General features: G+C 65.1%; 16 protein-coding genes. 9 read left to right on the top strand and 7 right to left on the bottom strand.

Translation table 11 applies throughout. The features are described from left to right. Positions 1–215 precede the first annotated feature (215 nt). Positions 216–992 carry a protein phosphatase CheZ gene (locus ACSKB9_RS30490; protein ID WP_050384227.1) on the top strand — a complete coding sequence of 259 codons (777 nt, stop codon included), beginning with the start codon at positions 216–218 and terminating at the stop codon, positions 990–992. Between the two features lie 233 nt (positions 993–1,225). Continuing rightward, positions 1,226–1,504 carry a hypothetical protein gene (locus ACSKB9_RS30485; protein WP_438077731.1) on the top strand — a complete coding sequence of 93 codons (279 nt, stop codon included), beginning with the start codon at positions 1,226–1,228 and terminating at the stop codon, positions 1,502–1,504. 224 nt (positions 1,505–1,728) lie between these two features. Here ACSKB9_RS30485 and ACSKB9_RS30480 read toward each other — a convergent pair whose 3' ends face one another. After that, positions 1,729–2,247 (bottom strand): hypothetical protein, encoded by a 519-nt coding sequence (locus ACSKB9_RS30480; protein WP_026192247.1) that lies wholly within the window; start codon positions 2,245–2,247, stop codon positions 1,729–1,731. A gap of 315 nt (positions 2,248–2,562) precedes the next feature. Here ACSKB9_RS30480 and ACSKB9_RS30475 point away from each other — a divergent pair, with 315 nt between their 5' ends. From ACSKB9_RS30475 to ACSKB9_RS30465, 3 genes are all read left to right on the top strand, one after another. Then, on the top strand, positions 2,563–2,859 hold the full coding sequence (locus tag ACSKB9_RS30475) for a co-chaperone GroES (protein ID WP_018269780.1): 297 nt from the start codon (positions 2,563–2,565) through the stop codon (positions 2,857–2,859). A gap of 175 nt (positions 2,860–3,034) precedes the next feature. Further along, positions 3,035–4,681 (top strand): chaperonin GroEL, encoded by a 1,647-nt coding sequence (gene groL / locus ACSKB9_RS30470; RefSeq protein ID WP_438077729.1) that lies wholly within the window; start codon positions 3,035–3,037, stop codon positions 4,679–4,681. Positions 4,682–4,771: 90 nt separating this feature from the next. Then, on the top strand, positions 4,772–5,062 hold the full coding sequence (locus ACSKB9_RS30465) for a hypothetical protein (RefSeq protein ID WP_168856539.1): 291 nt from the start codon (positions 4,772–4,774) through the stop codon (positions 5,060–5,062). Positions 5,063–5,093: 31 nt separating this feature from the next. Here ACSKB9_RS30465 and ACSKB9_RS30460 read toward each other — a convergent pair whose 3' ends face one another. Next, the gene (locus ACSKB9_RS30460) at positions 5,094–5,462 is read right to left on the bottom strand and encodes an antibiotic biosynthesis monooxygenase family protein (RefSeq protein ID WP_438077727.1); all 369 of its coding nucleotides are present in this window, start codon (positions 5,460–5,462) and stop codon (positions 5,094–5,096) included. A gap of 98 nt (positions 5,463–5,560) precedes the next feature. Between ACSKB9_RS30460 and ACSKB9_RS30455 the strand changes: the two genes are divergently transcribed. Together ACSKB9_RS30455 and ACSKB9_RS30450 are read left to right on the top strand one after the other, a co-directional pair. Beyond that, positions 5,561–6,037: a MarR family winged helix-turn-helix transcriptional regulator gene (locus tag ACSKB9_RS30455; protein ID WP_438077725.1), complete on the top strand. Its 477-nt coding sequence runs from the start codon at positions 5,561–5,563 to the stop codon at positions 6,035–6,037. A 108-nt stretch (positions 6,038–6,145) separates the two neighbouring features. Next, entirely contained in the window at positions 6,146–7,345 is a 1,200-nt protein-coding gene (locus ACSKB9_RS30450; protein WP_438077723.1) for a hypothetical protein, read from the top strand. An 18-nt stretch (positions 7,346–7,363) separates the two neighbouring features. Here ACSKB9_RS30450 and ACSKB9_RS30445 read toward each other — a convergent pair whose 3' ends face one another. Beyond that, positions 7,364–7,561 carry a hypothetical protein gene (locus ACSKB9_RS30445; protein ID WP_076827533.1) on the bottom strand — a complete coding sequence of 66 codons (198 nt, stop codon included), beginning with the start codon at positions 7,559–7,561 and terminating at the stop codon, positions 7,364–7,366. A 249-nt stretch (positions 7,562–7,810) separates the two neighbouring features. Between ACSKB9_RS30445 and ACSKB9_RS30440 the strand changes: the two genes are divergently transcribed. Next, a complete protein-coding gene (locus ACSKB9_RS30440; protein WP_168856535.1) occupies positions 7,811–8,338 on the top strand; it encodes an ester cyclase in 528 nt (175 codons plus the stop codon). 202 nt (positions 8,339–8,540) lie between these two features. Here ACSKB9_RS30440 and ACSKB9_RS30435 read toward each other — a convergent pair whose 3' ends face one another. Continuing rightward, entirely contained in the window at positions 8,541–9,008 is a 468-nt protein-coding gene (locus ACSKB9_RS30435; RefSeq protein ID WP_057018094.1) for a PaaI family thioesterase, read from the bottom strand. A 19-nt stretch (positions 9,009–9,027) separates the two neighbouring features. Beyond that, on the bottom strand, positions 9,028–9,603 hold the full coding sequence (locus tag ACSKB9_RS30430) for a bifunctional transcriptional activator/DNA repair enzyme AdaA (RefSeq protein WP_438080470.1): 576 nt from the start codon (positions 9,601–9,603) through the stop codon (positions 9,028–9,030). A gap of 206 nt (positions 9,604–9,809) precedes the next feature. On the opposite strand from ACSKB9_RS30430, the gene ACSKB9_RS30425 reads away from it, so the two are divergent. Next, on the top strand, positions 9,810–10,481 hold the full coding sequence (locus ACSKB9_RS30425; RefSeq protein ID WP_438077721.1) for a hypothetical protein: 672 nt from the start codon (positions 9,810–9,812) through the stop codon (positions 10,479–10,481). A 60-nt stretch (positions 10,482–10,541) separates the two neighbouring features. Here ACSKB9_RS30425 and ACSKB9_RS30420 read toward each other — a convergent pair whose 3' ends face one another. Beyond that, positions 10,542–10,958 (bottom strand): META domain-containing protein, encoded by a 417-nt coding sequence (locus ACSKB9_RS30420; RefSeq protein WP_438077719.1) that lies wholly within the window; start codon positions 10,956–10,958, stop codon positions 10,542–10,544. Positions 10,959–11,113: 155 nt separating this feature from the next. Beyond that, entirely contained in the window at positions 11,114–12,784 is a 1,671-nt protein-coding gene (locus tag ACSKB9_RS30415; RefSeq protein ID WP_438077717.1) for an L-lactate permease, read from the bottom strand. Positions 12,785–13,055: the final 271 nt, after the last annotated feature.

Raw genomic sequence — 13,055 nt, 5'->3', positions numbered from 1 at the left:
ATCGGTTTGGTAAACGGATCGGCCGTTTCGATTCACCACATCGGCAATGGAGCGCGGTTTTCCGTGACAGCGTTTATTTTGCGTGAACGGCGTGGCGACATAGTTAATCGCCGGTATCGCCGCGCTTGCGCGCTATGCGCGCAAACAGTTCCGGCGTGAACCTGACGTTAAATCCGCTCTGTCTAGAACGGACTTCAGTGAAGGGGCGGGAAATCATGTCAGTGAAGCGCAAGCGTTTTCGTGTCGAGCAGGCGATGGGTGAGGTTGTGATGCCGGAGCCGGATGTTTCCAGCGGCGCCGATCTCGGTCCGATGCATCGCGAGATCATGGCCGAGCTTCGCTCGATCCGCGCCCAGATGGCCGCAGCCCCGGCACAGCGCACCGGCGACAGCGTCGATGCGGCGGTCGCCCGCGAGGTCGCCGAGACCCACGCGCTGCTCGAGACCTACCGTGCGCAGGTCGAACAGTGCGAGAAGCTCAAGGTCGAGCTCGACCTGATTCACGACGCGATCAGCCGCACCAAGCGCGAGATCGCCGTGCTGCACGGCAAGAGCTTCAACGGCGAGGAGATGGCCAAGGTCAATGGCGAACTCGGCGCCGTGGTCGGCGGCACTGAACAGGCCACCCAGCAGATCCTCGAGGCGGTGGAGGCGATCGACCAGGCCGCGACCGCGCTGGCAAACAACGTCACGCCCGACCAGCAGAAGCGACTCAGCGAAGATATTCAGGAGCGCGTGGTCTCGATCTTCGAGGCCTGCAACTTCCAGGACCTCACCGGCCAGCGCATCAGCAAGGTGATGCAGACGATGAAGTTCATCGAACAGCACATCAACGAGATGATGAACATCTGGGGCGGCGTCGACGCGATCAAGTCGCACGTCCCGGCGATCGTCGACACGCGCGAGGGCGATGCGCGCCTGCTCAACGGCCCGAAGCTCGACGGCGACGCCGGCCACGCCTCGCAGGACGACATCGACGCGATGTTCAACTGAGGTTCGTCAGATCAAGACGAAAAACGTCGGCCCTCGGGCCGGCGTCTTTGTTTGGGCGAGCCCACCCCGGGAGGGGTCACCAGACGTCGTGCCGTCCTCGTGCTGCCGTTGCCGCCTTCACTCGCGGACGTACAGCCGCGCGCGGGCGTTGATCTACGTCAATCCGATCCGTCCCTTGCCGCGCATAGGTTGGGCCGCGCCCGAAACGGCGCACCATCTTTGGCCCGCCCGCGATGAGGAGGATCACCATGCGTCGGACGAACATTGTTCCAGCCAAGTCCGTGACGGTTGCGGGAATAGCGGCGAGCCTGATGTTGGGGTTTGCAGGCGCCGCTCTCAGTCCAGCACCGGCCAACGCCGTGATTTACTGCACGTATGTCGGTTATCCGGCAGGCTGCGTTGCGAGGGCGGGCGTCGTGCTCAGGCCTCGTCCGGTGGCGCGCGCTGCGGTCCGTCACAATGCGGGCGGCAATTTGAATGGCGGCGTCAATCGGGTTGGCGTGCGGCGATAAGGCCGCGTTTTCGGGTCTCCTTCCCTTCTCCCCTTGTGGGAGAAGGTGGCGCGGATGCAATCCGCGCCGGATGAGGGGATGTCGCCGCCTACTCAAATCTCGAAAGGGTCACTCGCGGAGGGAGACCCCTCACCCGGATTGCATCTGACGATGCAATCCGACCTCTCCACAAGGGAAGAGGTGCACCCCGATGCGGCGCTATCTCATGCTGAAGTAGCTCGCCGTTACGCCCTCGGGGCGCAGCGGACGTAGACCATGTTGCCGTAGCGGACCCCGGCATCCTTGTCCACGAAGCGGGTGATCATGACGCGGCCGTCGAACGAGACGATCTCGCGGTCCTGCTCGCCGGGCGTCGGTCCAGGCGGGCCGATATAGTTCTTGCCGCTCGGGGAACCCTTCAGCCGCAGTTCCTGCGGGGTGGCCTGGTCGGCCAGATGCATGATGACGCCGCCGTTCTGGCCGGCGCCGATCACGTAAGGCTGCTTGCACTGGCCGCGCGCGGCGGCCTCGGTGCGGGCGCGATCGGCAGGATTCTGGAACGAGGCGAGACCCCAGCGGCCGACGATCTCGTCGGCGCGGATGCTCGCGGGCATTTCGGGGGCCACTCCCGGCTCGGCTGGCGCCGGCTCAGGGTTCGACGACAACGACGGCAGGCTCATGCTGCCGCACGCCCCCAAGAGTGTCGTCAGCGCCGAAACAGCCGCGAACCGTGCGACCAATCGCGCGTTGAATGACCTGATCATATGCATCCCCCGACTATGTCCCGGCCGCACCCGTCCTGCAGCCAAGCGTAAAACTTAAGACGGAGCAATGACGTCTGACAAAATTACGTCATCGCTACGATTTGGTTTCTGGTCCACCATCCTATATTGGCCTCACCAAGGCCTTAACCCGTTTGCTTGACAGAAACTGCGCCAAGCCATATTTCCCGGCCCACAATTAGCACTCTCGCACCACGATTGCTAAGAGCGTCGGGCGTCCTGCCCAGCGCCGACCGGGCCGGCATCCAACGCCGGTCCCGATGAACCGGACCTGAAACCGAGCCAAGAGGGAACGTCATGGCTAAATCCACCTTCCGCCCCCTGCACGACCGCGTCGTGGTCAAGCGTATCGATGCCGAGGAGAAATCCAAGGGCGGCATCATCATTCCGGACTCGGCGAAGGAGAAGCCGTCCCAGGGCGAGATCGTCGCCGTCGGCCCGGGTGGCCGCGACGAGGCCGGCAAGCTGATCCCGATCGACCTCAAGGTCGGCGACCGCGTGCTGTTCGGCAAATGGTCGGGCACCGAGGTCAAGCTCGACAACCAGGAGCTCCTGATCATGAAGGAGTCCGACATCATGGGCGTGCTGGCCTGATCGCCATTCAACCGCGCGACCGCACCACTCGCATCGTCATACCCGGACTTGATCCGGGCATCCATCACGCTTCCGAAGAGTTCTTACCAAGGCGATGGATCGCCGGGTCAAGCCCGGCGATGACGAGCGCGGAAACGGCAAGCGCGTCTCTCAAAACTGACAGGAGTTCAAATCAATGGCTGCCAAGGACGTAAAATTCGCCGGAGAGGCCCGCGACCGCATGCTGCGCGGTGTCGACGTGCTCGCCAACGCCGTGAAGGTGACGCTCGGCCCCAAGGGCCGCAACGTCGTCATCGAGAAGAGCTTCGGCGCTCCCCGCATCACCAAGGACGGCGTCACCGTCGCCAAGGAGATCGAGCTCGACGACAAGTTCGAGAACATGGGTGCGCAGATGCTGCGCGAGGTCGCTTCCAAGACCAACGACACCGCCGGTGACGGCACCACCACCGCGACCGTGCTGGCGCAGGCCATCGTCCGCGAGGGCGCCAAGTCGGTCGCCGCCGGCATGAACCCGATGGACCTCAAGCGCGGCATCGACACCGCGGTCGCGGCCGTGATCAAGGACATCGAGAAGCGCGCCAAGCCGGTCGCCTCCTCGTCCGAAGTCGCCCAGGTCGGCACCATCTCGGCCAATGGCGATGCCGCGATCGGCAAGATGATCGCGCAGGCGATGCAGAAGGTCGGCAACGAGGGCGTGATCACCGTCGAGGAGAACAAGTCGCTCGAGACCGAGGTCGATATCGTCGAGGGCATGAAGTTCGACCGCGGCTATCTGTCGCCCTACTTCATCACCAACGCCGAGAAGATGACCGCCGAGCTCGAGGATGCCTACATCCTGCTGCACGAGAAGAAGCTGTCCGGCCTGCAAGCGATGCTGCCGGTGCTGGAAGCCGTGGTGCAGTCGGGCCGTCCGCTCTTGATCCTCGCCGAGGACGTCGAGGGCGAGGCGCTGGCGACCCTGGTCGTCAACCGCCTGCGCGGCGGGCTCAAGGTCGCCGCCGTCAAGGCGCCGGGCTTCGGCGATCGCCGCAAGGCGATGCTGGAGGACATCGCGATCCTGACCGGCGGTCAGCTGATCTCCGACGACCTCGGCATGAAGCTCGAGAACGTCACGGTGAACATGCTCGGCCGCGCCGGCAAGATCGTGATCGACAAGGAGAACACCACGATCGTCAAGGGCGCCGGCAAGAAGAAGGACATCGACGCCCGCGTTGGCCAGATCAAGGCGCAGATCGAGGAGACCACCTCGGACTACGACCGTGAGAAGCTGCAGGAACGCCTCGCCAAGCTCGCCGGCGGCGTTGCGGTGATCAAGGTCGGCGGCGCGACCGAGGTCGAGGTCAAGGAGAAGAAGGACCGTGTCGAGGACGCGCTGAACGCGACCCGCGCCGCGGTGCAGGAAGGCATTGTGCCCGGCGGCGGCGTCGCGCTGCTGCGCGCCAAGAAGGCGGTCGGCCGGCTCACCAACCCGAATGCCGACGTCCAGGCCGGCATCAACATCGTGCTCAAGGCGCTGGAAGCTCCGGTCCGCCAGATCTCGGAGAACGCCGGTATCGAGGGCTCGATCGTGGTCGGCAAGATCCTCGAGAACAAGTCGGAGACCTTCGGCTTCGACGCGCAGACCGAGGACTATGTCGACATGGTCGACAAGGGCATCATCGACCCCGCCAAGGTGGTGCGCACCGCCTTGCAGGACGCCTCCTCCGTGGCCGGCCTGCTCGTGACCACCGAAGCCATGGTCGCCGAACTGCCGAAGGACGCGGCGCCGGCAATGCCGGGCGGCGGCGGCATGGGTGGAATGGGCGGCATGGGCGGCTTCTAAGCCTCTTACGTCCCCATCGAGATCGAAGGCCGCCTCCGGGCGGCCTTCTTTTTTGCAGTTTGATTACGATCGGGATGCAAGGATCATCTGATGTCCCGCGACGCCAAATCACTGACGTCAACGCTCGTGCTGTTCTACGCGATCGGCACGTTGCTCGCGGTCGGCGCCTATGCCCTGGACAGCATCGATGATCTTGCGGTCGTCTTGATGTTCTGGCTCAGGCAAACGCTGACGTTCGTCGTCCTCGGCGCGGGTTATGGCGTCTATTACGTCATTTCCGGTTCTGCCGGTCATCGTCCGAAAGCGCCGCTGCGGTTTCTGGACATATCGTTTCTGGCCGCTGCCGCCACGCTCGGTGTCGGCATGCTGGTGCACAGCTGAGCGATCCTTGACGCGACGGCCTGACAGTCCGTTACCCCACGCACACACCCCGGACCGCCACCTTCTGGAACAGATGCGGCGAGGCCACCGCAGAGGCCGGATAGGCCGAAAGCTTGGCCCTGAACTCGGGGTTCATGAAGGCGGCGCGGAAGGCGGCGGTCGATTCCCAGACCGCGTAGTTCAGATAGGCCGGGCTCTCGCCGAGCGCGCGGTGCAGCTGGGTCGAGATGAAGCCCGGCTGCCGCTTCATGATGGCGGCGTCGTCCTGCCAGGCCTTGAGAAACGTGTCCTCGTCGGCCGCATCGAGCGTGAAGAGGTTGACGAGCACGACGTTGCTGGCCTCGACCGCGAGCTGGCGGTCGATCGGGAAAGCGGGGTCCAGGGGGCGCATCTGCGGCATGGTTGGCTCCGTTCGATATGGTGTTATGATGTCATTCCGTTCCGATGGATACATATAGAAATTGACATTATGATGTCAATACGTTTATATGGTGACAAATGCCGAATGCAAAACGAACGCCGGCGGGCGAAGCCCTGAGCACCCTGATTCCCGACCTGTTCAGGCTCAACAGCCTGCTGTTCACATCGGGCGACCGGCTGGTGGCCGGGCTCGGGCTGACCAGCGCACGCTGGCAGATCCTCGGCGCCATCGTCGCCACAGAGCGCCCGCAACCGGTCGCATGGCTGGCGCGCGACCTCGGCGCCGCCAGACAGAACGTGCAGCGGATCGTCAACGACCTCGAACGGGACGGGCTCGTCGCCTTCGAGACCAATCCGCATCACCGCCGCGCCCAGCTCGTCGTGCTGACCGCCAAGGGGCGGCAAAGCTTCGACGCGGCCATGCGCCTGCAGCTGCCCTGGGTGAACGGCCTCGCCGACGGGCTGTCGATGAAGGACCTCGAAACCGTGAGCCGGGTCGTCATGGTGCTGCGCGGCCGACTGGAGGGCGGCGAGGAACCGGACGAACGCATATGACCGCGATCGCGGCGCGAGGCCGCCGTTAGGCGGCCTTCTTTTTTGGCCAATGACATGGAGGTTTGCTAGTTACGACGGAACCGATTCTGCCCTTCGAGGACTTATCGTATGCGCGCGCTCCCGCTCCTGCTGCTCGGCCTTGCCGTCACCTCGGCGCCTGCCCTCGCCCAGATGAAGCTGCAATCGAAGGCGGCTCCCGCTGGTGGCCCCGAGACGCGCTATTTCACCTCGATCGACGGCCTGATGGACGGCAATGCCGACGTCGTGCTGAAGGAAACCCGCCAGGGCAAGACCGTGACCGCGGCCGTGCTCGACGTCTGCTATCCGGCCGACAAGAGCTCCGACCGCAAGGACCGCTTCGTCGCCAACCTGACCGTCAGCGGCCAGACGCTTTCCGGCACCGCCCAGAGCGTCGCCGACAAGCAGCCGGTCACCATCAAGCTGAACCGCAAGCAGACCGGCGACGGCTTTGAGTTCCGCGGTCAGATCACGATCGGCCAGACCGTGACCGAGGTCGCCTCGACGGACAATTCCGATCTCAGCGAGAAGGAATTCCAGGACAACCAGGCCACCGAGGACGGCATCACGCCGCAGCCGAAGGATTTCACCGACGTTTCGCCGGAATCGATCGGTGTGCGGGTGAAGCTCGATGCGGCGGCGGATTTCCTCAAGAGCCTGAAGGGCGAGGCCGTCGAGATCGGCACCTCCAGCCTCGCGGTGACCTGCGACGCGATGCGCTCCGGCGAGCAGACCATCAACCTCACCGTCGACCCCGAGCACGCGAGCGCGCTGCTCGCCAAGGCGAAATCCGCGCCCGGCGTGACCGCGGCCGGCTGGACCAGCGGGGTGGTCGAAATGGACCGCACCATCCGCTTTGCTGCCGCCGATTGGCGCGAGGGCGACAAGATCAACAAGGACAAGCTGGCATCGGCGATCGCGGGCGTGCTGGCGAAGACGCTTGCCGCAAAGCCCGCCTCGGCGACGTGGAACGCGAACACCGGCAAGCTCAAGCTGGTGCTGAAGCGGCCCAGCGCGATTTACCCGGCGCTCGGCCTCACGCAGAATTACGAGGTCACTGCCCTGGTCTCGCCCGACAAACCCGGCAGCTCTGACCGGCTGATGCTGTGGGTCTCTAGCCCCACGGTCTCGACATCGGACGACAGCGCCGGCGCCAAGCTCAATCTTTCCGACAATTCCAGCAGCGACGAGGAAGGCAGCGAGACCAGGGACGACAACGGCGCAATCAACGCGCTGCTCAAGGAGTTCAAGGGCCAGCGCTGGGACGCCGACAAGTCGGTGTGGCGGTAAGGCCGCCGCTGTCGTGAGTTAAGCCGCCTTCGTCTTCAGCGGCACGACGTTGTCGCGCACGGCCTTCGGGGTGGCGTCCGGACCGGACTGAAGCATCCCGTCGCTTCTGACGAACAATTCGGAACGAGGCTCGATCGCAGCGCGATCGAGCAGCGCCCGCAGCTCGGGACGAAGTCCGTCGCCGCGCAGCGCGGCGATCGCATCGAAGTTGCGCATGATGTTCTCCTGCGTTCATCGCAATCAGATTCTCGCATTCGTCTTTCGCGAGCCACCCGCTTCCCGATTCCGCGACGACGCTCGAGAAGCGGTGCTAAGCGCCATATCGACACAGCGGAATCTCGTCTGAAACTCGATCGCTCGCCCGATCTGAAATCGGGTGGTGCGAGACACGCCTCCAAATGTTCACTGCGCGCATCGAGAGAGCGCCGGTCGCGATACCGGCAACGCGCAAATGGAGACGAAGAGATGTCAGAGGAAAACAAAAACGTCGTCGGCCGGTGGTTCAAGGAGTTCTGGGGCAACCCCTGGAATCCGCGCATCATCAACGAGCTCGCCACAGCAGACATTGTCGTGCATTACCCGATGCACGAACCAAAGAAGGGCCGCGCCGCGGTCACGCAGTTCATGACCGAATTTCGCGAAGCCTTTCCGGATCTCAATTTCTGGGGCGTCGGCGATCTCGTCGCGGAAGGCGATCTCGTCGTCGGCCGCTGGGAAGGCGGCGGCACGCACACGGGACCTGCGTTCAGCGATTTCCGCCTCGGCTCGTTGCCCGCGGCCTCCGGCCGCAAGATGACGTTCGCCGGCACCACCGTGCTGCGCGTGCAAGACGGACGGATCGCCGAAGAGCTCGGACAGGAAGATGCGATCACCGCCATGCTTCAGCTCGGCCTCATTCGTTTGCCCGAAAGCGACGGAGCCGCGTCGCGGCCGGGCGGCGAGCTGCCCGACGGCTGGAACAACATGCCGGGATATCCGGAGGGGCCGCGCTGAGCACGGCCGGAGCATGGCTCCATCGACGATCGCATCATGACTACCCGAACGCGCATGATGCGCGTTCGGGTAACGCAATCGATCGGCGCGGTGAACTTGAAAGTCTCTAAGCCGCAGGCTTGCTGGAGGCATTCCAATATTGCTGCGCCGGCATCGTATCTCCCGATGCAGCGCCGGCGCGGTCTCGCGGCCGCAATTTGCGTCAAGACGGGAAGATCAGGCACGTCGTCGTGCCGTGGGCGAGCAGCCGGCCCTGCTCGTCGGTGACCCTGCCTTCGGCGGTGCCGATGCGACGGCCGCAATTGAGCACATTGCCTTCCGCCCTGATCGGACCGGTGTCGGGCGTGATCGGACGCACCAGCGAGATCTTGAACTCGAGCGTGGTCTGGCTGGTGCCGGCATCGAGCGTCGACTGCACCGCAAGCCCCATGCAGCTGTCGAGCAGCGTCGCGGTGAGGCCGCCATGCACGGTGCCCGCCGGATTGAGATGCGCGTCGGTCGGCACCAGCGTGACGACAACGCGGCCGCGCTCGGCTTCGGCGACGTCATAACCGAGTGTCCGCGCAATGGTGTTGAGCGGCAATGCGCCGCTGGCGAGGCCCTGCACGAATGCGAGGCCGCTCATCTTAAGCTTCTGTTCCGCACTGACGGTGCCGTAGCTCTTGGCCATTGCCGATCTCCACCGGGGTTTATTGCATCGTGACGGCTGGCCGCTTGCGCCGCAGCGACGCGGCGGAGCGGCCGTAGAGTTTTGCGAATGCGGCATTCATGCGCCGCGCGCTGGAGAAGCCGGCATGCTGCGCCACCAACGCAAGCGGCAGTTCGCTGCCGTCGATCAGGCGCTTGGCGCGCTGCACGCGCAGCGAAAGCGCGACCTGGAGCGGCGAGGCATCGAGATGCTCGGCGAACAGACGCGACAGATGCCGCGCGCCGACGCCGAGCCGCACCGCCAACGCTTCGACATTGCCGCGGTCGAGCGCGCCTCCCTCGATCAGCGCCAGGGCGCGCTCGACGGTGGTCCTGGTGCCTTTCCAGGCCGGGCAGAACGGCGCCGCCTCGGGACGGCAGCGCAGGCAGGGCCGGAAGCCAGCACGCTCGGCCGACGCCGCGCTGCCATAGAACCGCACATTGCGCGCGAGCGGCGTGCGCGCCCGGCAGACCGGGCGGCAATACACGCCGGTGGTCTTGACCGCGACGAACACGACGCCGTCCCATGCCGGGTCGCGGCGCTGGAAGGCTGCATATTGTGCGGCGAAATCGAGCATGCGACCGCTATAGCCCCGCCCGCGCGCCGCGACGACCCGCTTTGCGGGGACGACGTCCGGAAACGACCGCTGGTGCGGAAGATACCCGGGCATCTACGGGGACCTGCGACCAAAAGACTTCGTGCCGCCGCAGTTCGGTCACCGAAAATTAAGGCTCGATTTAGTTTCGAGGATCATGCTTCGCGCCATCGAACACAGGTCACGCCATGCAAGACCGCGAGCCGATCAACGCTGCGAGCATCTGGCCGACAGATGTGACGGAGGGTCATTCGCCGGCACAGACGGCGGACCTCTGGGATGTCACCGGCGAGAACCATGACGCCGCCCTGCTGCTGCGGGAGCCGTTTGCCGACCGCATCGGCACCGCGCTCTTGGCAGCGACCGCACTCGCCGCAAGCTTCGTGCTGGGATGGACCGGCGGAGCCAACTGGCACGACCTTGCAGCTCCCGCCCCGGTGCCGGTGGCCCAGAAGGAAGCGCCGGCCTCGCACATTGCGGAGGTGGCGCCGATCCGAAAGAACGAGGGCCCGCGCCGGGCCGCGTCCAACGCCGACCCCGTCGTCACCGGCAGCATTCCGAGGACCGCGCCGGCCAGCCCGCGTCCGCTCGCCTTGGGCGCCGCGCCGACGACCTTGAATGCACAGGCCGCCGCATTGGGGCCGAAGCAGGCGGCGGCGCCGGAGACGCGGCCGAGCACGATTCCCGGATGGTCGGTGGTCGAAGTCCGCGACGGCACCGCCGTGCTCGAGGGGCCCGAAGGCGTCAAGATGGCCGCGCGCGGCGATGTCGTGCCCGGCCTGGGACGGGTCGATTCCATCGTGCGCTGGGGCAACCGCTGGATCGTCGCCACCGCAAGCGGACTGATCGCAACGCCCTGAGCGTTTTGTCTTGACGCGTTTCCTTGACGCGAACCGCCGTCCGCTTCGCTCGATAACGCTTTAGTTGCTGTTGATCACGAAACGCAGCGACTTGCTGCCGGTGAAGGTCACCTCGTCACCGTGCCGCCGCCAGCCCGTCATGTCGCCGAGCGCCGCCAGCAGATCCTTGTCCGCCTGCGCCCGCTCCGGCGTGCAGGTGCGGTTCTCCATCGCGCCGGGAACGAAGACGATGGTGTTGCCGGCCACCGAAAACTGGCCCTTGCCGCCGTCGCACCACAGCTCGAGGATCACCTCGCCATTGTCGCCGACCTCGATCGAGGGAATCCGCTTGGAGCCCGGCATGCGCGCGGCGTCGAGCGTCATCACGAAGCCGAACGGGAACTCCTCCTCGGCCCGCGCCGGCCCCGCGCCGAGAGCCGCGGCAACCAGCGCCAACGCGGCGATGCCGCCGTTCAAACCTCGCCTCATCGAAATCATGCCAATCCTCGAAATGCGACGCGCAACTGCGGCCCCTTCTATGGGAGCAGAACGCGATTGGCCAGATTGGCATTGCCGGAAAATGTGCCTGAAAAGCAAATCCCCGCGAGCTGTCCGCTCGCGGGGATTCCTGGTTCGCCAGACGCGTCGTGGCGCTATTTCAGCACGAGCATCGTGAACGGATAGACATAGGCCTGCAGGGTCACGAACAGACCGACCAGACACGCCAGCACGATCGAGTGCAGGAACACGTAGCGCAGGATCGAGCCCTCGTGGCCGTACCAGTTGGTCGCGGTCGAGGCGACCACGATCGATTGCGCGTCGATCATCTTGCCCATCACGCCGCCCGAGGAGTTCGCCGCCGCCATCAGGATCGGCGACAGGCCGAGCTGCTCGGAGGTGATCTTCTGCAGATTGCCGAACAGCACGTTCGACGCGGTATCCGATCCGGTCAGCGCCACGCCCAGCCAGCCGAGCAAGGTGCCGAAGAAGGGATAGAGCACGCCGGTCGCCGCGAAGGCGAGGCCGAGCGTGGCATCGACGCCGGACAGCCGGGTCAGCGTGCCGATCGCCAGCATCGCCGAGATCGTGATCAGCGAGATCGCGCAGATGCGGATGGTGCGGCCATACTCGGCGATCAGCTTGAGCGGCGAGAAGCCCATCAACAGACCCGAGATGATCGCGGCGATCAGCATGCCGGTGCCGGTGAACGACAGATAGGTGAAGCCGAACACGGCGCCTTCCGGCGTCGGCTTGGCGGCCACCGGCGGCACCTTGAAGATCAACTTGTCGAGCTCGGGGACCGGATAGTTCCAGACGAAGTTGGCGTTCGCCCAGGCCTTGAAGGCACCGTTGCCCCAGATCAGCATCAGGATGCAGACGATGATCCACGGCAGCAGCGCGCTCCACATTTCACTCTGGGTCAGCGGCGTCTTGTCGAGCGGAGGTGCGGCGGCCATCGTCGCCGCCGATTCATCGCGGCCGCGCAGCGCCGGCGACAGCCAGAGCTGCCGCGGCTGCCAGACCTTCAGGAACAGGATCAGGGCGCCCATCGAAATCAGCGAGGCGCCGATGTCGACGATCCAGGGATTGATGTAGTTCGAGATCACGAATTGCGGGACCGCAAACGACACGCCGGTGACCAGGATCGCTGGCCATACCTCCTTCATGCCGCGCCAGCCGGCAAACGCCCACACCACCCAGAACGGCACGATCAGCGAGAACAGCGGCAGCTGCCGGCCGACCATCGCGCCGAGGATGTAGGGGTCGAGCCCGGTGACCGAGGCGAGGCCCTGGATCGGCGTGCCGAGCGCACCGTAGGCAACGGGTGCCGTGTTGGCGATCAGCGACAGGCCGGACGCAGCGAGCGGCGAGAAGCCGAGCCCGATCAGCACCGCGCCGGTGATCGCGACCGGCGTGCCGAACCCGGAGGCGCCCTCGAAGAAGGCGCCGAACGAGAACGCGATCAACAGCAGCTGCAACCGCCGGTCCTCGGTGACGCCGCCGACCGCGCGCTTGAGCAGCTCGAACTTCCCGCACCTCACCGTGACCTGGTAGAGGAAGATGACGTTGAGCACGATCCAGCCGATCGGGAAGAACCCGGTGATCACGCCGAGCAGGGTGGCGCGGATCGACATGTTGGCCGGCATGGTGAAGACGAAGATCGTGATCAGGTTGGTCACGATCACGGCGATGATGGCCGCAATGTGCGCCTTCACCTTGCCGCTGGCGATCAGCACCAGCAGCGTGACCACGGGAATGGCGGCCGCGACCGTCGACAGCGCCGCATTGCCCAGCGGGTTGTAGATTTGATTCCAGGTGTTCATCTCGGGATCCTTCCCACATTATTATGCAGCGCGCCGGCCTGCATGCGGGCAGGCGCGACTGGTGCGATTGCGGGAGTCCGTCGGAAAATCTGCAGCCCCGGCTCGCGAATGAACGATCGGTAAGGATCGCTCACATCCTCGCGAAAAATCGAAGGTCCCCCGCCCCTCGCCGTTGTCCTCATGCTAGGATTGACTCGATTGCCGGGACAAGCCAACGCTTGCATGCCAGAACTACGACTTTAGTCGAGGACTACCCCGATTGTCCCGATTC

It is taken from the genome of Bradyrhizobium sp. BR 1433 (assembly GCF_051547665.1).
In the GTDB taxonomy this organism is placed as follows: domain Bacteria; phylum Pseudomonadota; class Alphaproteobacteria; order Rhizobiales; family Xanthobacteraceae; genus Bradyrhizobium; species Bradyrhizobium australafricanum.
The sequence above is the reverse complement of the archived record's forward strand: the minus strand, read 5'-3'. Positions and strand labels throughout refer to the sequence as shown.

Bases quoted from the DNA above. Each gene is read 5' to 3' on its own strand.
- ACSKB9_RS30490 (WP_050384227.1), top strand. From the start codon at position 216: ATGTCAGTGAAGCGCAAGCGTTTTCGTGTCGAGCAGGCGATGGGTGAG.
- ACSKB9_RS30485 (WP_438077731.1), top strand. From the start codon at position 1,226: ATGAGGAGGATCACCATGCGTCGGACGAACATTGTTCCAGCCAAGTCC.
- ACSKB9_RS30480 (WP_026192247.1), bottom strand. From the start codon at position 2,247: ATGATCAGGTCATTCAACGCGCGATTGGTCGCACGGTTCGCGGCTGTT.
- ACSKB9_RS30475 (WP_018269780.1), top strand. From the start codon at position 2,563: ATGGCTAAATCCACCTTCCGCCCCCTGCACGACCGCGTCGTGGTCAAG.
- groL (WP_438077729.1), top strand. From the start codon at position 3,035: ATGGCTGCCAAGGACGTAAAATTCGCCGGAGAGGCCCGCGACCGCATG.
- ACSKB9_RS30465 (WP_168856539.1), top strand. From the start codon at position 4,772: ATGTCCCGCGACGCCAAATCACTGACGTCAACGCTCGTGCTGTTCTAC.
- ACSKB9_RS30460 (WP_438077727.1), bottom strand. From the start codon at position 5,462: ATGCCGCAGATGCGCCCCCTGGACCCCGCTTTCCCGATCGACCGCCAG.
- ACSKB9_RS30455 (WP_438077725.1), top strand. From the start codon at position 5,561: ATGCCGAATGCAAAACGAACGCCGGCGGGCGAAGCCCTGAGCACCCTG.
- ACSKB9_RS30450 (WP_438077723.1), top strand. From the start codon at position 6,146: ATGCGCGCGCTCCCGCTCCTGCTGCTCGGCCTTGCCGTCACCTCGGCG.
- ACSKB9_RS30445 (WP_076827533.1), bottom strand. From the start codon at position 7,561: ATGCGCAACTTCGATGCGATCGCCGCGCTGCGCGGCGACGGACTTCGT.
- ACSKB9_RS30440 (WP_168856535.1), top strand. From the start codon at position 7,811: ATGTCAGAGGAAAACAAAAACGTCGTCGGCCGGTGGTTCAAGGAGTTC.
- ACSKB9_RS30435 (WP_057018094.1), bottom strand. From the start codon at position 9,008: ATGGCCAAGAGCTACGGCACCGTCAGTGCGGAACAGAAGCTTAAGATG.
- ACSKB9_RS30430 (WP_438080470.1), bottom strand. From the start codon at position 9,603: ATGCTCGATTTCGCCGCACAATATGCAGCCTTCCAGCGCCGCGACCCG.
- ACSKB9_RS30425 (WP_438077721.1), top strand. From the start codon at position 9,810: ATGCAAGACCGCGAGCCGATCAACGCTGCGAGCATCTGGCCGACAGAT.
- ACSKB9_RS30420 (WP_438077719.1), bottom strand. From the start codon at position 10,958: ATGATTTCGATGAGGCGAGGTTTGAACGGCGGCATCGCCGCGTTGGCG.
- ACSKB9_RS30415 (WP_438077717.1), bottom strand. From the start codon at position 12,784: ATGAACACCTGGAATCAAATCTACAACCCGCTGGGCAATGCGGCGCTG.